Raw genomic sequence first — 21717 nt, forward strand, 5'->3', positions numbered from 1 at the left:
ATTTTCATTGAGTATAAGACACAAGGGATTCATTTTCGAGTTTGAGAAGGAGTCTGTATACCAATGAGGCTTCTTCTTTTCTTGCTTTTTTGATAACTATCAAAAAAGTAGAAGATTAAGAGAAAATATAGAAAGAGATTTCATGAAACAATTTTTAGAACGGGCCAGCATTTTGGCTCTCTCCCTCGTTTTGATTACCTCCTTTTCCATTTCGAGTGCCCTACCAGCCATGTTTGACTATTATCAGGGTTATTCTAAGGAACAAATTGAGCTCTTGGTGAGCTTGCCTTCCTTTGGAATCATGATGATGTTACTGCTAAATGGTTTCTTAGAAAAAATATTTCCTGAGCGCTTACAGATTAGTTTGGGCTTGCTGATTTTATCATTGAGCGGTACAGCTCCCTTCTGGTACCAAGCCTATCCCTTTGTCTTTGGAACACGGCTTCTTTTTGGTTTAGGTGTTGGGATGATCAATGCCAAGGCCATTTCTATTATCAGTGAACGCTATCAAGGAAAAAGGCGAATTCAGATGTTAGGGCTACGCGCTTCTGCAGAGGTCGTTGGAGCTTCTCTCATTACCTTGGCCGTCGGTCAGTTGTTGGCCTTTGGTTGGACAGCTATCTTTCTAGCCTATAGTGCTGGATTTTTGGTGCTGCCTCTTTATCTGCTCTTTGTCCCTTATGGAAAATCAAAGAAAGAAGTCAAGAAAAGAGCGAAGGAAGCAAGTCGTTTAACTCGAGAAATGAAAGGCTTGATTTTTACCCTAGCTATCGAAGCGGCAGCTGTAGTTTGTACCAATACAGCTATTACCATCCGTATTCCAAGTTTGATGGTGGAAAGAGGATTGGGGGATGCCCAGTTATCTAGTTTTGTTCTTAGTCTCATGCAGTTAATCGGGATTGTGGCTGGAGTGAGTTTTTCTTTCTTGATTTCTATCTTTAAAGAGAAACTGCTCCTCTGGTCTGGTATTACATTTGGCTTGGGGCAAATCGTGATTGCCTTGTCTCCATCCTTGTGGGTGGTAGTAGCAGGAAGTGTTCTGGCTGGATTTGCCTATAGTGTAGTCTTGACGACGGTCTTTCAACTTGTCTCTGAACGAATTCCAGCTAAACTCCTCAATCAAGCAACTTCATTTGCAGTTTTAGGCTGTAGTTTCGGAGCTTTTACGACCCCATTCATTCTAGGTGCAATAGGGTTACTAACGCACAATGGGATGCTGGTCTTTGCCATCTTAGGAGGTTGGTTGATTGTAACCTCTATCTTTGTCATGTACCTATTTCAAAAGAGAGCTTAGGATTGGTTTCCTAAGTTTTTCTTTTGATACTCAATGAAAATCAAAGAGCAAACTATAGTTGATTGAGTTTGGAATAGTACGCTGTAGCTGCTAAAACATTTCTAGAAATTAATTTGACTTTCCTAATAGAGTTGTTCATATCTTATTTCAATCTACTATAGAAAGCTAGCCGCAGGTTGCTCAAAATAGTGTGTTGAGGTTGCAGATGGAAACTGACGTGGTTTGAAGAGATTTTCGAAGAGTATGAGATTTTTATACCCATACAATATTTGTGTTAGGTACTTGTTTACAGACTAATTTCTTGATAAAATAGAGGTTATGACGAGATATAAAGCAACTATTTCCTATGATGGTTATGCCTTTGCTGGCTTTCAGCGCCAGCCTCATGCGCGTAGCGTTCAGGAAGAAATTGAAAAAACCTTGACCAGATTAAATAAGGGGCAAGCCATTACTGTTCACGGTGCTGGTAGGACAGATAGTGGGGTTCATGCCCTGGGACAGGTCATTCATTTTGACCTGCCTTATCAGATGGATGAGGAGAAACTCCGTTTTGCCTTGGATACCCAGTCTCCTGAAGATATTGATGTGATTTCGATTGAGCTTGTGGCAGATGATTTTCATTGCCGTTATGCCAAGCATAGCAAGACCTATGAGTTTATTGTGGATAGAGGACGTCCCAAAAATCCCATGCGCCGTCACTATGCCACCCACTTCCCTTACCCACTTGATGTGGAGAGGATGCAGGAGGCCGTCAAAAAGCTAGAAGGAACCCATGATTTCACTGGCTTTACAGCCTCTGGGACTAGTGTAGAGGATAAGGTTCGCACTATTACAGAAGCCAGTCTTAGGGTTGATGAGACAGGCCAGTTTTTGACTTTTACCTTTTCAGGAAATGGTTTCTTGTATAAACAGATTCGCAATATGGTGGGGACACTGCTCAAAATCGGCAACAAGCGTATGCCAGTAGAGCAGATTGACCTGATCTTGGAGAAAAAGGACAGGCAGCTTGCAGGTCCCACTGCAGCACCAAATGGTTTATATTTAAAGGAGATTCGTTATGAAGAATAATCGTATTTTAGCACTTTCTGGAAATGATATTTTTAGTGGTGGTGGCCTGTCAGCTGATTTGGCTACCTATACTTTGAACGGCTTGCATGGCTTTGTAGCAGTGACTTGTTTGACAGCCTTGACAGAAAAAGGATTTGAAGTCTTTCCAACTGACGATACCATTTTTCAACATGAATTGGATAGCTTGCGTGATGTGGAGTTTGGGGGAATTAAGATTGGTCTTCTCCCTACTGTCAGTGTGGCTGAGAAGGCATTGGACTTTATCAAGAAACGCCCAGGAGTGCCTGTGGTATTGGACCCTGTCTTGGTCTGCAAGGAAACGCACGACGTAGCAGTTAGTGAACTTTGCCAAGAGTTGATTCGCTTTTTCCCTTATGTCAGTGTGATTACGCCTAACCTCCCAGAAGCAGAATTATTAGCTGGTCAAGAAATCAAAACCTTGGAAGACATGAAAACTGCAGCGCAGAAATTGCATGATTTAGGAGCGCCAGCAGTCATTATTAAGGGAGGCAATCGCCTTAGTCAGGACAAGGCTGTGGATGTCTTTTATGATGGACAAAACTTTACAGTTCTAGAAAATCCTGTCATTCAAGGGCAAAATGCTGGTGCAGGTTGTACCTTTGCTTCCAGCATTGCCAGTCATCTAGTCAAAGGTGATGAACTTTTACCAGCAGTAGAAAGCTCAAAGGCTTTCGTTTACCGTGCCATTGCACAGGCAGATCAGTATGGAGTAAGACAATATGAAGCAAACCAAAACAACTAAAATCGCCCTTGTATCCCTCTTAACCGCCCTTTCTGTGGTTCTAGGCTATTTCTTAAAAATTCCAACACCGACAGGTATTCTAACTCTTTTAGATGCGGGTGTTTTCTTTGCGGCCTTTTACTTTGGTAGTCGTGAAGGAGCTGTAGTCGGAGGACTAGCAGGTTTCTTGATTGACCTCTTATCAGGCTATCCTCAGTGGATGTTCTTTAGCTTGGTCAACCATGGCTTGCAGGGATTTTTCGCAGGATTTAAAGGAAAAACTCAGTGGTTAGGCCTCGTTTTGGCAACGATTGCCATGGTAGGGGGTTACGCCTTGGGTTCTACATTGATGAATGGCTGGGCTGCAGCTCTACCAGAAATCCTACCAAATTTCATACAAAATATGGTAGGGATGATTGTAGGATTTATCCTTAGTCAAAGTATCAAGAAGATTAAGTAAAGAGGCTGTGGAGAAAGTCCTAAGAATTAGAAAAAACGCATAGTATCAGGTGTTGAAACCTTGATACTATGCGTTTTATTGTGGGAAGATTTTCCTCATTTTCTAGTGAAATTAAACTTTTTCTAACATCTTTTTATAGATTACTTCTTAATCAATTATCATTTCCATTGTTGTTTCTTGGGGTTTCATCCCTTGTCTTTGATAAAAGCGGAGAGCACCCTCGTTATCATTCCAGACACTTAGGGTTAGATTATTGCAGCCAATTTCTTTAGCATAATTGAGAGCGAATTGACAGAGTTGATTACCAATTTTTTGACCACGAGCATTTTGAGCTTACACATAAATCTTCGATAAAAAGGGTTTTGATTTCTTGGAGAACAGGATTATCTGTTTTATCTTTTATGGTACAAAATAGGTGTCCGAGAACTTGTCCCTTCTCATCTTCAAAAACAAAAATAGGGGTATGTTCTTGAGAGAGAATATTTTGCAACTCAGAGGAACTATATTTAGTCCCAGTTTGCTTAAAAATATCTGGTCGAGCTTGGTGGTGAAGCGTAAGGATTTGTTGTAATAAATCGAGTAATTTAGGAATATCTTCTTGTTTAGCTTTTCGAATAGTCATGAAGGTTCTTTTTATTGGCTTAGTCTATAAGAAAAGCTTTAGGGGCAATCATTTTTCTTTATGAAGAGTTCTTAAAATAATTAACTGTGTTGACATAATCCAAAGAATGAGAATACTCATGTCCAATAGAGAAACATTTCCGTAGTCGTAAAGGCTGGCTCGCAGAAGATTTGAGGAAGGGACGAAAGGGAGGGCACGGTAAAGATGGTTTACCCACTCAGGTAGTCGATCTGCAGGATACATGAGTGGTGAGAACATGAGTCCAATCATAAGAATTAGCTGCGACATAAGGGTTACTGTATTTGGAGAAAAGGTGTAGGCTATAGCAAATCCTAGACTAATCATAGTAAGACAAATCAGAAGCACAATAAAAACACCAAGAAAAGATGGATGGAGACGAACAGAAAAACGGACATACCCAAGTAGAATAGAAATAAAAACTCCCGGCAAAATGGCAATTAACCACATCCACAAGTCAGCGAGAGAAATGAATATCCTAGGGATGGGTAAGGCACGAATATAATCAAAATGCCCTTCCAACTTATCATTTGCTATAACAGGGGAGGAAATTGTACAACCCATGGAGATAATTCCAATTAAAACAGAACCAGACGAAAGATAGTAGGCAGTAGTCGAATCGATATCGCCAATAACTAGAGGGTAGCCAAAAAGAAGAGAAATGGATAAGAGGAGCTGTGCTAGTGTAAAAAGGAGGAAAAGCTCTTTTTGGCGCAAGTAGTTCCAATGAAGTAAGTAAAAAAATTGAGTCATATTAGTTGGTTAGCTCCTCTCTATAAAGGTCAGAAATAGTCAATGTTTTTTGATGAAGAGAGAGATTGGAAATTGTTTTTTGACCAAGTTCTTCTGTCAGTTGTGCTATCAATGGAGCTAGACTTCTTTCCTCAATCTCTAATTGACAACTAACACCATTGATAATTGTATAATCTTCTATTTTGTCTAATATACTTCTAGTCTTAAAATCAAAGCTTATCTGATACAGTTTGTCATGGATGATTTGCTTAACCTTTCCTGATTTGAGCAATCTACCATTATTAAAGAGGGCGTAATTATCTGCATATTTTTCAACCTCCAGAAGATTATGAGTAACGATAATAATGGTATGCCCCTTGCTAGCTAACTTTTGCAATAATTGCCATTGCTTTTCACGACGAATGGGGTCAACATCATTTGTTGGTTCGTCAAGAAGAATGATGTCTGAGCTACCGATTAGTGTCATAGCGAAGGAAGTTAGTCTTTTGAGACCGCCCGAAAGATCCTTACCTTTTTTGTAACGATAGTCTTCAATTTCTAAATCAGTGAGAAGCTGGCTGATTGTTTTTTCTAGTTCTTGGGAACTCAATCCTCGCATTTTTCCAAGTATTTCTAAATTTTGTTCTACGGTTAATTTGTCGAGTGGGGCATATTGTTGAGACATATAACTAATTAAGGTACGTGCTTGTTTACGATTGTATATAAAAGAAATATCACCATACAAAATATCTCCTTGGTCAGGTTTAGTAAAACCAATCATTTGATTCAATAGAGTAGATTTTCCAGCTCCATTGTGTCCCAAAAAAGCCGTGATTTTTGCTGGTGATATTTCTAAGGAAATATGATTATTGGCTAAGTGCTGACCATCAAAAGATTTAGTCAAATTATCAATTACGAGTTTTGCAGTTGTCATAACTTTAATTCTCCGTACTTAGAAAAAATTTCCCAATCGTCTTCTTTACCTGTGCCGCATGTTGGACATTCATCAAGATAGCGTCCCCAAGAATCGTGTGTGAATGAGGCTCCGTTTTCATAATTGATTTCGTATTGATGGTTAAGGCTAATTGGTTCCGTATATTGAGTTAATAATCGGATAGTTTCATCAACAATGGCAGAAGTCAGTTGAAATATTGCTGGACCATAGGCTATTGTAGGGATTGTTTTTGTAATCGTACGAACACCGTGGAATTGTTCAAGGAATAGAGTGTCAATTTTTGTATAATAAATATTTAAACAATCAAAACAGCCTGTTTGGTAAGGGATAACTGAATAGACACGACCACGACTAACTTGACTGGCGCCAAATATACAGGGAATATTTTTTGTAACGATTGCTTTATTTACGATACGTTGAATATCATATTGAGGTTCATCAATCACACATATCGTAATATCAACATCATCAAGTAAAGGAATCAAGTCACTTACAGAGGTGATACGTATATTATGGGTTTCTACTTCAATATCGGAATTCATTTTTGTAACTTCTCTATGGGCAATTTGAACTTTAGATAAGCCAATATCATCTTCCTTGTATAGAAATTGTCTTCCTAGATTACTTTGCTCAACAATGTCAAAATCCACTATTTTTATCTTTTTAGGTCCCAAGCCTGCTAGTAATGTCAGTATGTTAGAACCCCCACCACCAAGACCTAGTAAAAGGATAGTAGACTGATGAATTTTTTTCTGTGTTGCAATACTATCTTGGAAGCTATTTAAATAGCGACTGAAATAATATATATTTGAATGATAACGTTCTTTAATATCCTGAATTTCGCCCGCTTCTTCGAGAACCCCCTCATTATCTAAGAGTTCAAGAGCGCCTGTGATGTCTTCTTCAGTTAAATCATCATATTTTGTTAGCATGATATTGAGAATATCTTGAAAAGGACGTCCGTCCAAAATATTGACTAAATTCCACATTTTATTATTATCATCCTTAATTTCTGTGGTTATACCAATTTGTAGCCCAATCCTAAATAAATTTTTATGAAGTTTATAAACAGGATATATTTCTTTTATTCTTGGATGATAGAATTTCATTTTAACCTCACTATTTTATTAAAAAAGGAAGACGAGGTGATTATAAATCATATATCCTCGTCTTGCAACTCCTAGTTCCTATTACAAATGGAAATAAGTAGAAAGAAAATGGTGAACCTATCTACTCAATTCCAACAGTAGGAATAAATAGAAAAGAACTCCTCTAAAAACTCAATTTTAAAATGCTAATTTTTCAACCTTTTCTGGTTACTAAACATAGAAAACCGGTAGTTTTTAGAGGTGCCCAAAATTTAGAAAACACCCCAGCTAATATCAGTTTTAGCAATAACTTTACGCACTTGAATATTTTTCATTTTTGTAACTCCTTTCATATTTGATAAGAATATTGTATAATAAATTAACGATTTTTTTATCAGCATGTCATAATTGACGTATTTGACGTTATAATTGGCAAAATCATGCTTGTAGTGAGGAATTTGATGTTAAAAATTGCGATTTGTGATGATTCTAATAGGGATGGTAGTCAGCTAGAAAACTTACTCTTATCTTATAAGGACATCAAAATAGAAACGAGTGTTTATACGAATCCCCAAAAACTATTAGAACAATTGACAGAGAAGTACAGTTGTGTTTTTTTGGATATCGAGATGCCACAGATAACAGGAATTGATATGGCACAAAAAATCCGTAAGGTAAACCCTTTTATCCCGATTATCTTTGTTACCAGTTATCGAGATTATATGGAGCAGGTTTTTGAAGTGCAGACTTTTGATTATTTACTTAAACCAGTGACTTCTAAAAAATTATATAAAACTCTGGATAGAGTGGTACGTTTTTTGAATTTAGGGCAAGCTGTATTTACGTTTACTTTTGGAAAGCAGCATTATTCACTGCCTTTAGATGACATTGTATTTTTTGAAAAGGATAAGCGTGCTGTCTTTATTTACACTAAAGATCAGACTTACAAAGCTTTGCTTAAAACGAAAGATATTTTAGAGAAATTACCTGATTACTTTATTCAAATTCATTCTTCCTATATTATCAATCCTAGATATGTGACAGAGTTTGATTCGCAAATAGTCACAATTTTAAATGGAATGGATGAAAATCACCTTCCAATTAGCCGAAAATTTCAAACGTCTTTTAGAGAAAAGTATTATTATTATCTGAGTGAGAGGAATTTTTAATGTTAGTCAGTTTGCGGATTGTGAGTATTCTGTTTGATTTATTTTTGGGAATTATTTTCTTTTATAGACCTCTGTCCCAAAAAGAAAAGTCTAGGAGAATTTGTATCTTTACTTCTCTCCTTTTATTTTTCCATGCCTTGTTGACGATATTATTTTCAGGAGCTAATCTTTTCTTAGTAGGGAATCTTATTCTCAGTATCGCAGAGTATTATTTTTTAGGTCTTTATTTTGGATATGCTGTTCAAGAATCTTCGTTTTGGATTTTTTGTCAGATGAGTCTAACTTTACTAGCTGGTACTATACTCAATCAAGCAGTGCAACTATTTTCCCCTTTATCAGTCATTTCAGAAAATCTAATAGCCATGCTTTTTTATCTCGCTGTAGCTTTTCTTTTATCATTGCTAGTGACCCTGGTTCTTCGACAACTTTTTCGTGCACATCAAAAGTTAGTTTATACTGTTTCTAAAGGGACTTGGTTATACCAGTTTATTGTACCATTTTTGTCCATTTGTTTTGCTTTTACAGTATCAGCGATTCAAGGGCAAGTGTTTGAGAAGGATTATCTTTCTTTTGTTTCTGTATTAGCCCTCATTGTGTTAACGTTCTCTTCTCTCTATTTCACCCTATATCTTTCTCAGCAACAACAGAGGTATTATCAAAGCATACTAGAGACGGAACAGATGACCTTTCAACTGAGAGAAATGAAACAATCTAAAAAAGATTATAGGAGGATTCAAAGGATTCAACACGATTTGAAAAATCAACATTTAATCCTCCTTGCACTTTTAAAAGAAGATCCTGAACAAGCGAAGTCTTATCTCCAAAGCATGACAAATAGTATAGAGAACCAAACTGTCTGTTACTCCAAGAATACAACAATTAACTTTTTACTCAATCAAAAATTACAGGATAAGGTAGAGGACATACAATTGGAAATTGATTGTTTTGTACCTCAACGATTAGAAATCAATCCAGATATTTTAGCGGTTTTACTTGGTAATTTGTTGGACAATAGTCTTGAAGCCTGTATGCGCTTGAGTAATAAAGAAGATAGGGTCTTGATCTTAGGAATACGATATTTTCAGAAGAAACTCTTTATTGCTATCGAGAATTCATTTGATGAGAATGAATTGGTAATACGAAAGGAACGTCAGACAGAGGGATGGGGGCTTAAAAATATTGAGAGACTTGTAACCAATCATAGGGGAACAATGAAGAATTTCATTCAGAATGGACGTCATAAAACAGAAGTGATTCTTCTTGTCTAACTAGGGTTTGTTGCTATCTTAATCAAAATAAAGCAAGTCTTTGCTGGTACTTGTAAAGAGGTCAAAGCCATCCTTGGTAACAACACCGCAGTCTTCAATACGAACACCGACTTTACCAGGGATATAGATACCTGGTTCAACAGAGAAGCACATGCCTTCTTCGATGACCATGTCGTTTCCTTCCATGATAGATGGGAATTCATGGACATCCATACCGATACCATGCCCGAGACGGTGGTTGAAGTACTCACCATAACCAGCTTTTTCGATGACCTCACGGGCAGCGCGGTCCACTTCATGAGCAGTCACACCTGGCTTGATAAAGTCAAGAGCAGCTTGTTGGGCTTCAAGAGTCAAGTTGTAAATATCTTTCTTGAATTGGTCTGGTTTGCCGACAGCGACTGTACGAGTCATATCTGACGCATAGCCATTGACCAGAACACCCAGGTCAAAGAGGAGAAGAGCATCATTTTCAACCTTATTAGCTGCTGGAATGCCGTGTGGATTCGCAGCATTATCACCAGTCAAGACCATGGTATCAAAGCTCATTTCGTAACCTTCACGTTTCATGGCAAAGTCAATTTGTGCGATGATATCTGTCTCAGTCTTATCAAGAGAAATATTGTCAAAACCAACATGAACAGCCTTGTCCGCATAAAGACCTGCAACCATCATTTTTTGTACTTCATCAGCTGATTTGATGAGGCGCATGCGTTGGATACGAGGAGTGAGGTTTTCAAACTCAGCAGTTTCAAAAACTGTTTTCAAACCATGGTATTTGGTCAAGATGAGATTGTCAAACTCAACAGCGACACGTTTGAAGTCAAGTTGTGGAAGAGCATGTTTGATTTTTTGCCATGGATTTTCAGAATCGACATAGCCCACTACTGGGAAGGAAACGGTGCTACTTGCACGTTCTACTTCAAGAGCTGGGACAAAGAGGAGAGGTTCCTGATCCGCTAGGACAAAGAGGAACATTTGGCGTTCATGGGGATCACTGTAAAAACCAGTGAGGTAATTGATTGTGACGGGGTCAGATACGACAGCGACGTCTAGTTTTTCTGATTCAAGATATGTTACGATTTGTTGTAATTTAGACATATGCTACCTTCTTTCTACCCCTCTATTTTGGCAAAAAAAGAGAGAAAATGCAAGGGAGAAGGGTAAAAGAAAAGACAAAAAAACTCCGACAAGATAACGGAGTTCTTTGATATAGTTTCACTTTGTTTAAGAAAAGTCAGCCTTGCTTTTGACATCACTGTATTCTTCAGCGATTTCTTGGCTGAGAATATCTTCATAGGCAGGGAGTTGGATGTCCTGACCATATTTCTTCTTGAGGGCTGTAGTGACTAGGCGATAAGCCAGATTGGCATTACGAGAGAGGATAGGCCCGTGGAAGTAGGAACCAAAGACATTCTTATAATGAACCCCTTCGCCGACCTTTTCTTCGTTGTTTCCATTTCCATAGACAACCTGTCCCAGTGGTTTTTGGTCATCAGAGAGGAAGGTACGTCCCTGGTGATTTTCAAATCCATAGTAGGTTTCATTGAAATCTTCATTGTGAATCTTGATGTCCCCGATAAAACGGTTATTGGTCTGGTTGAGAGTGTAGTGGCCCATGACCCCTAGTCCTTCGATGCGTTTGCCTGAAGCTTCAACATAATATTGACCCAATAGTTGAAAACCACCGCAGATAGCGAGAACCACACCGTCGTTTTTGATGTAGTTGTCAATGCTCTCTTTTTTAGCAGGTAGGTCGTCTGCAATGATACTTTGTTCAAAGTCTTGACCGCCTCCGAAAAAGGCGATGTTGTAGTGATTTTCATCAAAATCATCATGGAGAGAAACGATGTCAACGGTCACATGGGCTCCCAGTTTTTCAGCAACATACTTGAGCATGAGGATGTTTCCATTGTCCCCGTAGGTATTCATGAGATTTCCGTAGAGGTGGGCAATGTTGAGCTGATAGGGGTAATTGCCATCTTTTGAGGAAAGTGAAGTATAAACCATTAGTTCATCTCCTTTCTAACAATCTGACGACTAGCCAGCAGTTCACGAAATTCCAGCATGGCAGTATAAGTTGCCAGAATATAGGCATGCTTGCAGTCTTGATTCTCAATGGTCTTGAGAACTTGCTCCAGATTACTCGTTTCAGTGATTTTCTCAGCTGGATAGCCAGTCACTCGGAGGCGACGAGCGATTTCAGAATGACGAACACCGCCAGCGTTGATTTCAGGAATGTCCATGTCAGTGATTTGCTCAAAGTCTGCATCCCAGATCCAGCTAGTGTCAATTCCATCTGCATAGTTGGCATTAAGGAGGACAGATAGGCTAAATGGATAAGGTGCTAGTTTGATCATTTCGATAGCTTGGGTTGCACCGACTGGATTTTTAATCAAGACAAGGGTACATTCCTTGTCACCGATATGAAAGGTTTCTTGGCGTCCAAAGACAGCACGGCTCTTGTCAAATCCCTGTTTGATGAGTTGGGAATCTGCGCCGAGGAAACGGGCGATGGCCACAGCAGCTAGGGCGTTATAGATATTATAGAGCCCGCCGATTTGGATACCGTATTCTTGGCCATCTATGACAAAGCGAGAGCGATTGTTGGTCAACTCAACCAGTTTTGTCAAACGATAGTCGAGATCAGGACGTTTACATCCACAACCTTCACAGATATAGGCACCCAAGTTTGCATAGATATTATGCTCATATTTGAGGATGCTTTGGCAGTCAGGACAGAGAATCCCTTCGGTATTGTAGTGAGCCAGTTGGGCTGGTCCTTTTTCCAAGTCAAAACCAAAATACTGTATAGGATTTGGGAAAGATGGTTTGTAGAAAAGTGGGCTGTCTCCGTTAAGGAGAACAGTAGCAGTTGGAACTTTCCGAATGGCATCCAATATCATGTTATAGGTAGTATAGATTTCACCGAAACGGTCCATCTGATCACGGAAGATATTAGTAATGACAAAAAGACTAGGCTGGATATAGTCACAGATACGAGATAGACTGGCTTCGTCAATTTCGAGGACGGCAATATTTTTCCCAGTTTTTGAAGATTTGGCTGTTAGGAAGGTTGTTGCAATTCCTGTAATCATGTTGGCACCGCTTGGGTTGGTTAGAACTTGACCATAAACCTCTTTTAAAATGCCGACAGTGAGGGCAGTTGTCAGGGTTTTTCCATTTGTTCCAGTGACCACGACAATCTCGTAGTTCTTAGCTAGGTTTTGTAAAATATCTTTATCAAATTGAAGGGCGACTTTCCCTGGGAGCGTACTTCCACGTCCAAGACGGCTTAAAACGAAGTGGGAAGAACACCCAGCAAGAAGGCCCAAAGTAGTTTTTAAGTTCATGTTTCTATTATATCACAAAAGAGGGAAAAGACAGATTTGATACTCAATGAAAATNNCTTGAGTACGGCAAGGTGAAGCTGACGTGGTTTGAATTTGATTTTCGAAGAGTATGAGATTTCGCAGAAATGAAAACAGCCCTCAGAGGGCTGTCAGTTAAGATGTGATCTCAACTTAAATCGCAAACAAGTCATTCAAGTTCTCAGCCAAGGTTGGGTGAGTGAAGATTTGTTTTGTGAAGTAAGTGTAAGGAATCTTGTTGTCCATAGCAACAGTGATGATGTTGATGATTTCTTGAGAACCTTCTGAGAAGATGCTTGCTCCAAGAATTTCTTTGGTTTCAGTATTAACAACAGCTTTGAAAGCTCCGCGAAGGTTTCCATTTACGTGACCACGAGGCATGGCTGCAACAGGAATTTCCTTAACAGCGTATGGAAGTTTCAAATCAGCTGCTTGGCTTTCAGTCAAACCAACTTGTGAAAGTGCAGGTGTGATGAACATGGTGTTTGGTACATTGAGACGGTCTTCAAGTGTGTAGCTGCCATCTCCAGCAAGGTAGCTGTAGACAACACGGAAGTCATCAAGTGAAATGTAAGTAAATTGAAGGCCACCGTTGACATCCCCAACTGCAAATACACCAGGAACGTTTGTTTGACAATGTTTGTCTACTTTAATAGCACCACGTTCAGTTAGTTCAATATCTGTATTTTCAAGTTGAAGTGGTTCTACATTTGGTTTACGTCCAGTTGCGTAGAGAAGGGCATCGAAACGGTAAGTTTCGTTTTCAGTTACGACAAGGACTTGGTCACCGTCATTTTTGATTTCAGTAGTACGGATATTTTGAAGCAATTCAATACCGTCTTCTTCCATATATTGTTTAGCAAGAGCTGCGATGGAAGGTTCTGCACGAGGTAGGAAAGTATCCAAGGCATCTAGGACTGTGACCTTGCTTCCAAGTTTGTTGTAAAGGCCAGCAAATTCAAGACCGATATTTCCGCCACCAAGGACTCCAAGTTTTTCAGGCAACTTGTCCAAGTTTTGGATACCTGTTGAGTCAAAGACGTTTTTGCTTGTAGCAAGTCCAGGGATTGGCAAGACGTTTGAAACAGCACCAGTGTTGATGACGATTGTTTCAGCAGTCAGTTCTTTCTTTTCATCACCAGCTTGGATTTCGATGACTTTATTTGAAAGGAAGTGAGCTTCCGCATCAAAGATATCTACGCCTGTACCGGCAACAGTAGCATAGTTTTTACCGTTGAGGCGACCAGTGATAGTATTTTTGGTAGAAATGACTTCTTCAAAAGACAAGTCCTTCTCAGCAGCAACTAGCAAGGTTTTAGTTGGGATACAACCAATGTTGATACAAGTTCCACCGTACATAGCTTTGCTACGTTCAACGAGGGCAACTTTTTTGCCAGCTGAAGCCAATTTACCTGCTAGTGTTTTACCAGCTTTACCAAATCCGATAACGATTAAATCATAAGTTAACATTTAGAGTTCCTCCTATTCGCATTTCATTCTAGCACAAGAAAAAAACTTTTGCACAATTCTGCTACGGAAAAGACAGAAAAAGATAAAAACGCTTTCCAGACAAAAAACTAGTAATTTTTTGACAAGCTTGATAAACTAAAATCCTATCTATTTTTATATAAGATAGAATAAATGTTCGAAAATAGGAGGTTTTATGAAATCGAATCGTTATATTATTGCCTTTGCTGGGGTCATTTTACACTTAATGCTGGGTTCGACTTATGCTTGGAGTGTTTATCGTAACCCTATTATTGAAAAAACGGGATGGGATCAGGCTTCTGTTGCCTTCGCCTTTAGTCTAGCAATCTTTTGTTTGGGCTTATCGGCTGCATTTATGGGGCGTTTGGTAGAAAAATTTGGTCCGAGAGTCATGGGGAGTCTATCTGCTTTTCTATACGCAGGTGGAAATATCTTAACAGGATTTGCAATAGACCGTCAGGAGCTGTGGTTGTTGTATCTGGCTTACGGCATTTTAGGTGGGCTTGGTTTGGGAGCAGGCTATATTACCCCTGTGTCAACGATTATAAAATGGTTTCCTGATAAACGTGGTCTCGCAACAGGTTTAGCGATTATGGGGTTTGGTTTTGCTTCTTTATTGACTAGTCCCATAGCGCAACATCTCATCGCAGGGGTAGGGCTTGTAGAAACTTTTTATATTTTAGGTGCAAGTTACTTTATTATCATGCTCCTAGCTTCACAATTCATTAAGCGTCCAAATGAGCAAGAGCTTGCAATTTTATCTGTTTCAGGGAAAGAAAAAACAGCCTCTTTGACGCAAGGAATGGCTGCGAATCAGGCTCTGAAAAGCAATCGGTTTTATATACTTTGGATTATTTTCTTTATCAACATAGCTTGTGGTTTAGGCTTAATTTCAGCGGCATCGCCAATGGCACAGGAGATGGCTGGCTTGTCTACAAGTCATGCAGCAGTAATGGTGGGCGTTTTAGGGATTTTCAATGGGTTTGGTCGTTTGCTCTGGGCGAGTTTATCTGACTATATCGGTCGCCCTCTAACCTTTAGTATATTACTGCTTGTCAATCTTTTCTTTTCTCTCTCACTTTGGCTCTTTACAGATTCCGTTTTATTTGTAGTCGCTATGTCTATTTTGATGACTTGCTATGGAGCTGGTTTTTCTTTGATTCCAGCTTATCTCAGTGATATTTTTGGAACCAAGGAATTGGCCGCTCTGCATGGATATATTTTAACAGCTTGGGCAATGGCTGGTTTAGCAGGACCTATTTTATTAGCAGAGACTTATAAACTGGCTCATTCTTACACACAAACCTTGTTCGTTTTTATCATTTTATATAGTATCGCCTTGGCTTTGTCTTATTATCTAGGTCGTTCAATCAAAAAGGAAAGCCAAAAACCGTTTACATGATTTTCTGTAGAAATGGGGCTATCTTTTGCTTCTCTCTTGTGTTATACTAGATAGGTTGCAAAGAAAACAGTACTTTTCTTTTGTGGAAAAGAAGCAACACGATTTTATATCCAGTATATGAAAATACGTCATAAAAAGAAAAGTATACACTAAAAGCCCTATAGGGTGGCTTCGCACCACCTTTAGAAAGAAGAATAACGTGAAATTTAATGAATTAAACTTGTCTGCTGATTTGCTAGCAGAGATTGAAAAAGCTGGTTTTGTAGAAGCCAGTCCGATCCAAGAACAAACTATTCCTTTGGCTCTTGAAGGTAAGGACGTTATCGGTCAAGCCCAGACTGGTACAGGAAAAACTGCAGCCTTTGGCTTGCCTACCCTTGAAAAAATCCGTACAGAAGAAGCGACCATCCAAGCCTTGGTTATCGCTCCAACACGTGAACTAGCTGTCCAAAGTCAAGAAGAACTCTTCCGCTTTGGTCGTAGTAAGGGAGTCAAAGTCCGCTCAGTATATGGCGGATCAAGCATTGAAAAACAAATTAAGGCTCTTAAATCTGGTGCCCATATCGTGGTGGGAACACCTGGTCGTCTCTTAGACTTGATCAAACGCAAGGCCTTGAAATTACAAGACATTGAAACGCTTATCCTTGACGAAGCGGATGAAATGCTCAACATGGGCTTCCTTGAAGACATTGAAGCTATCATTTCTCGTGTTCCTGAAAACCGTCAAACTTTGCTTTTCTCAGCAACTATGCCAGATGCCATTAAACGTATCGGTGTTCAGTTTATGAAAGAACCTGAACATGTCAAGATTGCGGCTAAGGAATTGACAACAGAATTGGTTGACCAGTACTATATCCGAGTCAAAGAGCAAGAAAAATTTGATACCATGACACGTCTTATGGATGTGGAACAGCCTGAGCTTGCTATCGTATTTGGTCGTACAAAACGCCGTGTAGATGAATTGACTCGTGGTCTTAAAATCCGTGGCTTCCGTGCAGAAGGAATTCATGGAGACCTAGACCAAAACAAACGTCTTCGTGTCCTTCGTGACTTTAAAAATGGCAATCTTGATGTTTTGGTTGCGACAGACGTTGCAGCACGTGGCTTGGATATTTCAGGTGTGACCCATGTCTATAACTACGATATTCCACAAGATCCTGAAAGTTATGTTCACCGTATCGGTCGTACAGGTCGTGCCGGTAAGTCAGGTCAGTCTATTACTTTCGTATCACCAAATGAAATGGGCTACCTCCAAATCATTGAAAATTTGACCAAGAAACGCATGAAAGGTCTCAAACCTGCAAGTGCAGAAGAAGCCTTCCAAGCTAAAAAACAGGTAGCTCTCAAGAAAATCGAACGTGATTTTGCAGATGAGACTATCCGTGCCAACTTTGAGAAATTTGGTAAGGATGCTCGTAAGCTAGCTGCCGAATTTACTCCAGAAGAATTGGCAATGTATATCTTGAGTCTGACTGTTCAAGATCCGGATAGCCTTCCAGAAGTGGAGATTGCGCGTGAAAAACCACTACCGTTTAAACCGTCAGGTAATGGCTTTGGTGGTAAAGCTAAGGGAGGTCGTCGTGGAGATGACCGTCGTGATAATCGCCGTGGAGACAACCGTCGTGGTGGTCGCCGTGATGATTTCAAAAAAGGAAGTCGTGTCAATGACCGTTTTGATAAAGACAGACGTTACCGTAATAAAGACAATAAAAAACCACGCAATACTTCAAGTGAAAAGCAAACAGGCTTTGTTATTCGTAACAAGGGCGATAAATAAGAAAAAGCGATTCAAAATGAATCGCTTTTTTATATAAGGAGACCGAATGTGAAAAGATAATACTCAATGAAAATNNCTTGAGTACGGCAAGGCGATGTTGATGCGGTTTGAAGAGATTTTCGAAGAGTATAAATAAAATCATTATATTATATTTTATAACGTTATAATATACAAAAAATAGGCAAATTGTCAATAGAAAAGGAACAACTTAATTAAAAATATTCTGGTTTTTAAAAATTGCAATTAAATAAGCAATTTTCAGATAATAATTGAAAATTCAAGCTGTTTATGTTATAATGATAGCGATTAAATTCGAGGTGAAAAATGGCACATTTATTAGAAAAAACTAGAAAAATTACTTCTATCCTGAAGCGCTCAGACGAGCAGTTGCAGGAAGAGCTTCCCTACAATGCGATTACCCGTCAATTGGCAGATATTATTGACTGTAACGCCTGTATCGTTAATAGCAAGGGACGTCTCCTTGGCTATTTTATGCGTTACAAAACCAATACAGATCGTGTAGAGCAATTCTTTCAAACTAAAATTTTCCCGGATGACTACATTCAAGGTGCGAACATGATTTACGATACAGAAGCCAATCTGACAGTTGATCATGATTTAAGTATTTTTCCTGTGGAAAGTCGGAACGACTTTCCAGATGGTTTGACGACTATTGCACCGATTCATGTATCGGGGATTCGCCTTGGTTCTTTAATTATTTGGCGCAATGACAAAGAATTTGATGACGAGGACTTGATTCTTGTTGAGATTGCCAGTACCGTTGTTGGAATTCAGCTTCTCAACTTCCAGCGTGAGGAAGATGAGAAAAATATCCGTCGCCGTACTGCTGTTACCATGGCGGTTAATACCCTTTCTTACTCTGAACTCCGTGCTGTTTCAGCCATTTTAGGAGAGTTAAATGGAAATGAAGGGCAGTTGACTGCGTCAGTGATTGCAGATCGTATCGGAATCACTCGTTCTGTGATTGTCAATGCCCTGCGTAAACTTGAATCTGCGGGGATTATTGAAAGTCGCTCACTTGGAATGAAGGGAACCTACCTAAAGGTCTTGATTTCAGATATTTTTGAAGAAGTGAAGAAAAGAGATTACTAATGACTAAGGCTTTAATTTCGATTGATTATACAGAAGATTTTGTTGCAGATAGTGGAAAATTGACAGCAGGCGCTCCAGCCCAGGCTATTTCGGATGCCATTAGCAAGGTGACTAGACTAGCTTTTGAACGTGGAGACTACGTCTTTTTTACCATTGATGCGCACGAGGAAAATGATTGTTTCCATCCAGAAAGTAAACTATTCCCTCCTCATAATCTGATTGGGACGAGTGGACGGAATTTATATGGAGATTTGGGGATCTTTTATCAAGAGCGTGGTTCAGACAGTCGTGTCTTTTGGATGGATAAACGCCATTACTCAGCTTTTTCAGGGACTGACCTAGATATTCGTTTGAGAGAGCGTAGAGTGTCTACCGTTATCTTAACAGGTGTCTTGACGGATATCTGTGTCCTGCATACAGCTATCGATGCCTATAATCTAGGATATGACATCGAGATTGTTCAACCAGCTGTTGCTTCTATCTGGCCTGAAAATCATCAATTTGCCCTAGGCCATTTCAAAAATACACTTGGAGCTAAGTTAGTAGATGAAAATCTAAATGAAATTTTAGAGTAATTTGGTTGATGAAATGAAAAAAATTGAAAAAAAGTGTTGACAAGCATCCCAAAAGTTGATATACTAGTAAAGTAATCGACGCGGGGATGGCGGAATTGGCAGACGCGCAGGACTAAGGATCCTGTGACCGCTTTAGGTCGTGAGGGTTCAAGTCCCTCTCTCCGCATAAGATAAGAGTTAGCTTAGGCTAGCTCTTTTGTATTTCTCTAAAAAATTAGAATCCAGTCAAATGTAGTGGAGAATCAGCGAAAATATGGGAAAGCTGATCCTTGTTTCTGCTTTTGTATAGAAGAATAATAAAGATTATCTTCTTCAAATTCTCCGATATTCTCTAAAGTTTTGTGCAAGTTGCACAGAATTTTTTTGTTTTTTTGGTCACCTTGCCATAGAAATGTAAAGCGTTTTCATCTATAATAAAACTATCAAAAGACAAAAGGAGTTCACCACATGGTAGAATTGAATCTTAAAAACATTTACAAAAAATATCCAAACAGCGAACACTACTCAGTTGAAGACTTCAACTTGGACATCAAAGACAAAGAATTTATCGTTTTCGTAGGTCCTTCAGGATGTGGTAAATCAACTACTCTTCGTATGATTGCTGGTCTTGAAGACATCACAGAAGGTACTGCATCTATCGATGGCGTGGTTGTCAACGACGTAGCTCCAAAAGACCGTGACATCGCCATGGTATTCCAAAACTACGCTCTTTACCCACACATGACTGTTTATGATAACATGGCTTTCGGTTTGAAATTGCGTAAATACAGCAAGGAAGACATCGACAAACGTGTGCAAGAAGCAGCTGAAATCCTTGGATTGAAAGAATTCTTGGAACGTAAACCAGCTGACCTTTCAGGTGGTCAACGTCAACGTGTTGCCATGGGTCGTGCGATCGTCCGTGACGCAAAAGTATTCTTGATGGACGAGCCTTTGTCAAACTTGGATGCCAAACTTCGTGTATCAATGCGTGCTGAAATCGCTAAAATTCACCGTCGTATCGGGGCTACAACTATCTACGTAACTCACGACCAAACAGAAGCGATGACACTTGCAGACCGTATCGTTATCATGTCAGCAACTAAGAACCCTGCTGGTACAGGTACTATCGGACGTGTAGAACAAATCGGTTCTCCTCAAGAAGTTTACAAAAACCCAGTTAACAAATTCGTTGCAGGATTCATTGGAAGCCCAGCTATGAACTTCATCAATGTGAAATTGGTTGGTAGCGAAATTGTTTCAGACGGTTTCCGTTTGAAAGTTCCAGAAGGCGCTTTAAAAGTACTTCGTGAAAAAGGCTATGAAGGTAAAGAATTGATCTTCGGTATTCGTCCAGAAGATGTGAATGCAGAACCTGCTTTCCTTGAAACATTCCCAGAATCAGTTGTAAAAGCGACTATCTCTGTATCAGAATTGCTTGGTTCAGAATCTCACCTTTACTGCCAAGTTGGTAAAGATGAATTCGTTGCTAAAGTTGATGCTCGTGACTACTTGCAAACAGGTGCAACAGTTGAACTTGGATTTGACTTGAACAAAGCACATTTCTTCGATGTAGAAACCGAAAGAACAATTTACTAAGATAAATAAAACTCAAAGCACTACAAGAAAAGATATATCTTTATCGATTGTAGTGGAGAGATATCAGTTAATCTAGGGAGAGAAACAAAATGCTTCTCTCCTTTTTGCTAGGGAAGTCATAATATGTATCTATCTTGTGACGTGCCTTGAATAAAAATGGTCGTCTTATTTGACTTATAGGGTGACTAGCAAATGAAATATTGTTTTCCCTTTCTTCTTTACTGGAAAATATGCTATAATAGAGAGTAAAAACTTTGAAAGAAAGAAAAATATGAATTTAAAAGATTACATTGCAACAATTGAAAATTATCCAAAAGAAGGTATCACCTTCCGTGATATTAGTCCTTTGATGGCTGATGGAAATGCTTATAGCTACGCTGTTCGTGAAATTGTTCAGTATGCTACTGACAAGAAAATTGACATGGTTGTAGGGCCTGAGGCTCGTGGATTTATTGTGGGCTGTCCAGTTGCCTTTGAGTTGGGAATTGGTTTTGCACCTGTTCGTAAACCAGGTAAATTGCCACGTGAAGTCATTTCTGCTGACTATGAAAAAGAGTACGGTGTTGATACCTTGACTATGCATGCGGATGCAATCAAACCAGGTCAACGCGTTCTTATTGTAGATGACCTCTTGGCAACAGGTGGAACTGTTAAGGCAACTATCGAGATGATTGAAAAACTTGGTGGTATTGTAGCAGGTTGTGCCTTCCTTGTTGAATTGGATGAATTGAACGGCCGTGAAAAAATCGGGGACTACGATTACAAGGTTCTTATGCATTATTAATGAAAAACAGTCCCTAGGGCTGTTTTCTCTACATTAGGATATAAAAATAGACTATAGCTAGTTAGAGAAAAACTATAATTGAAAACTATATCTTCTTGCAGTATAATAAAAGGACTATGTGTTTGAAATTTAGTTTCATACTCAATGAAAATCAAAGAGTAAACTAGCCGTAAGCTGCTCAAAGTACAGCTTTGAGGTTGCAGATAGAACTGA

The 21717-nt window shown here is 39.2% G+C and carries 19 protein-coding genes, 1 tRNA gene and 1 pseudogene; 13 read left to right on the forward strand and 8 right to left on the reverse strand.

The genetic code is table 11. The annotated features are described in order from the left end of the window. Positions 1 to 142: 142 nt before the first annotated feature. The 4 genes from HT701_RS04070 to HT701_RS04085 all read left to right on the forward strand — a co-directional run bounded on the left by HT701_RS04070 (position 143) and on the right by HT701_RS04085 (position 3564). Complete coding sequence (locus HT701_RS04070) at positions 143 to 1294, forward strand: MFS transporter (protein ID WP_054392605.1); 1152 nt, start codon at positions 143 to 145, stop codon at positions 1292 to 1294. A 318-nt stretch (positions 1295 to 1612) separates the two neighbouring features. Beyond that, entirely contained in the window at positions 1613 to 2362 is a 750-nt protein-coding gene (gene truA, locus HT701_RS04075; RefSeq protein ID WP_050234238.1) for a tRNA pseudouridine(38-40) synthase TruA, read from the forward strand. Then, positions 2352 to 3125 (forward strand): bifunctional hydroxymethylpyrimidine kinase/phosphomethylpyrimidine kinase, encoded by a 774-nt coding sequence (locus HT701_RS04080; RefSeq protein ID WP_000794765.1) that lies wholly within the window; start codon positions 2352 to 2354, stop codon positions 3123 to 3125. Before truA ends, HT701_RS04080 begins: the two co-directional genes overlap by 11 nt. Beyond that, a complete protein-coding gene (locus tag HT701_RS04085) occupies positions 3103 to 3564 on the forward strand; it encodes an ECF transporter S component (protein ID WP_023934120.1) in 462 nt (153 codons plus the stop codon). The genes HT701_RS04080 and HT701_RS04085 overlap by 23 nt, the downstream gene beginning before the upstream one ends. 147 nt (positions 3565 to 3711) lie before the next feature. Here the strand turns inward: HT701_RS04085 and HT701_RS04095 are convergent. From HT701_RS04095 to HT701_RS04110, 4 genes and pseudogenes are all read right to left on the reverse strand, one after another. After that, a pseudogene (locus tag HT701_RS04095) lies at positions 3712 to 4186 on the reverse strand (GNAT family N-acetyltransferase). A gap of 48 nt (positions 4187 to 4234) precedes the next feature. Then, positions 4235 to 4957 carry an ABC transporter permease gene (locus HT701_RS04100; RefSeq protein ID WP_119919888.1) on the reverse strand — a complete coding sequence of 241 codons (723 nt, stop codon included), beginning with the start codon at positions 4955 to 4957 and terminating at the stop codon, positions 4235 to 4237. A 1-nt stretch (position 4958) separates the two neighbouring features. After that, positions 4959 to 5870 carry an ABC transporter ATP-binding protein gene (locus HT701_RS04105; protein WP_079252898.1) on the reverse strand — a complete coding sequence of 304 codons (912 nt, stop codon included), beginning with the start codon at positions 5868 to 5870 and terminating at the stop codon, positions 4959 to 4961. Beyond that, complete coding sequence (locus HT701_RS04110; RefSeq protein WP_023936973.1) at positions 5867 to 7000, reverse strand: ThiF family adenylyltransferase; 1134 nt, start codon at positions 6998 to 7000, stop codon at positions 5867 to 5869. Before HT701_RS04110 ends, HT701_RS04105 begins: the two co-directional genes overlap by 4 nt. 440 nt (positions 7001 to 7440) lie before the next feature. Here HT701_RS04110 and HT701_RS04115 point away from each other — a divergent pair, with 440 nt between their 5' ends. Next, positions 7441 to 8148 (forward strand): LytTR family DNA-binding domain-containing protein, encoded by a 708-nt coding sequence (locus tag HT701_RS04115; protein ID WP_050242000.1) that lies wholly within the window; start codon positions 7441 to 7443, stop codon positions 8146 to 8148. Then, entirely contained in the window at positions 8148 to 9416 is a 1269-nt protein-coding gene (locus HT701_RS04120) for a GHKL domain-containing protein (RefSeq protein ID WP_000961370.1), read from the forward strand. The genes HT701_RS04115 and HT701_RS04120 overlap by 1 nt, the downstream gene beginning before the upstream one ends. An 18-nt stretch (positions 9417 to 9434) precedes the next feature. Here HT701_RS04120 and HT701_RS04125 read toward each other — a convergent pair whose 3' ends face one another. The 4 genes from HT701_RS04125 to HT701_RS04140 all read right to left on the reverse strand — a co-directional run bounded on the left by HT701_RS04125 (position 9435) and on the right by HT701_RS04140 (position 14257). Further along, complete coding sequence (locus HT701_RS04125) at positions 9435 to 10517, reverse strand: Xaa-Pro peptidase family protein (RefSeq protein ID WP_050201379.1); 1083 nt, start codon at positions 10515 to 10517, stop codon at positions 9435 to 9437. Between the two features lie 126 nt (positions 10518 to 10643). Next, entirely contained in the window at positions 10644 to 11426 is a 783-nt protein-coding gene (gene gatD / locus HT701_RS04130; RefSeq protein ID WP_000263200.1) for a lipid II isoglutaminyl synthase subunit GatD, read from the reverse strand. Continuing rightward, positions 11426 to 12769, reverse strand: coding sequence for a lipid II isoglutaminyl synthase subunit MurT (gene murT, locus HT701_RS04135; protein WP_050261756.1), 1344 nt, complete (start codon positions 12767 to 12769; stop codon positions 11426 to 11428). The genes gatD and murT overlap by 1 nt, the downstream gene beginning before the upstream one ends. 171 nt (positions 12770 to 12940) lie before the next feature. Next, positions 12941 to 14257 (reverse strand): FAD-containing oxidoreductase, encoded by a 1317-nt coding sequence (locus HT701_RS04140; protein ID WP_172931245.1) that lies wholly within the window; start codon positions 14255 to 14257, stop codon positions 12941 to 12943. A 193-nt stretch (positions 14258 to 14450) separates the two neighbouring features. On the opposite strand from HT701_RS04140, the gene HT701_RS04145 reads away from it, so the two are divergent. The 7 genes from HT701_RS04145 (at position 14451) to HT701_RS04175 (ending at position 21504) form a co-directional block, all read left to right on the forward strand. Next, positions 14451 to 15677 (forward strand): OFA family MFS transporter, encoded by a 1227-nt coding sequence (locus tag HT701_RS04145; protein WP_172931246.1) that lies wholly within the window; start codon positions 14451 to 14453, stop codon positions 15675 to 15677. Positions 15678 to 15876: 199 nt separating this feature from the next. Beyond that, complete coding sequence (locus tag HT701_RS04150) at positions 15877 to 17454, forward strand: DEAD/DEAH box helicase (RefSeq protein WP_172931247.1); 1578 nt, start codon at positions 15877 to 15879, stop codon at positions 17452 to 17454. Positions 17455 to 17778: 324 nt separating this feature from the next. Further along, positions 17779 to 18567, forward strand: coding sequence for a GTP-sensing pleiotropic transcriptional regulator CodY (codY, locus tag HT701_RS04155; protein WP_023940284.1), 789 nt, complete (start codon positions 17779 to 17781; stop codon positions 18565 to 18567). Beyond that, positions 18567 to 19142 (forward strand): isochorismatase family cysteine hydrolase, encoded by a 576-nt coding sequence (locus HT701_RS04160; RefSeq protein WP_023940283.1) that lies wholly within the window; start codon positions 18567 to 18569, stop codon positions 19140 to 19142. The genes codY and HT701_RS04160 overlap by 1 nt, the downstream gene beginning before the upstream one ends. An 80-nt stretch (positions 19143 to 19222) precedes the next feature. After that, positions 19223 to 19308, forward strand: a tRNA-Leu gene (locus tag HT701_RS04165). Between the two features lie 281 nt (positions 19309 to 19589). Beyond that, positions 19590 to 20720, forward strand: a complete 1131-nt coding sequence (gene ugpC / locus HT701_RS04170) for a sn-glycerol-3-phosphate ABC transporter ATP-binding protein UgpC (RefSeq protein WP_000229947.1) — start codon at positions 19590 to 19592, stop codon at positions 20718 to 20720. A 271-nt stretch (positions 20721 to 20991) separates the two neighbouring features. Further along, positions 20992 to 21504, forward strand: coding sequence for an adenine phosphoribosyltransferase (locus HT701_RS04175; protein ID WP_023933925.1), 513 nt, complete (start codon positions 20992 to 20994; stop codon positions 21502 to 21504). Positions 21505 to 21717: the final 213 nt, after the last annotated feature.

The sequence above is a fragment of the Streptococcus sp. 10824 genome (genome assembly GCF_013276595.1).
Taxonomy (GTDB): domain Bacteria; phylum Bacillota; class Bacilli; order Lactobacillales; family Streptococcaceae; genus Streptococcus; species Streptococcus pseudopneumoniae.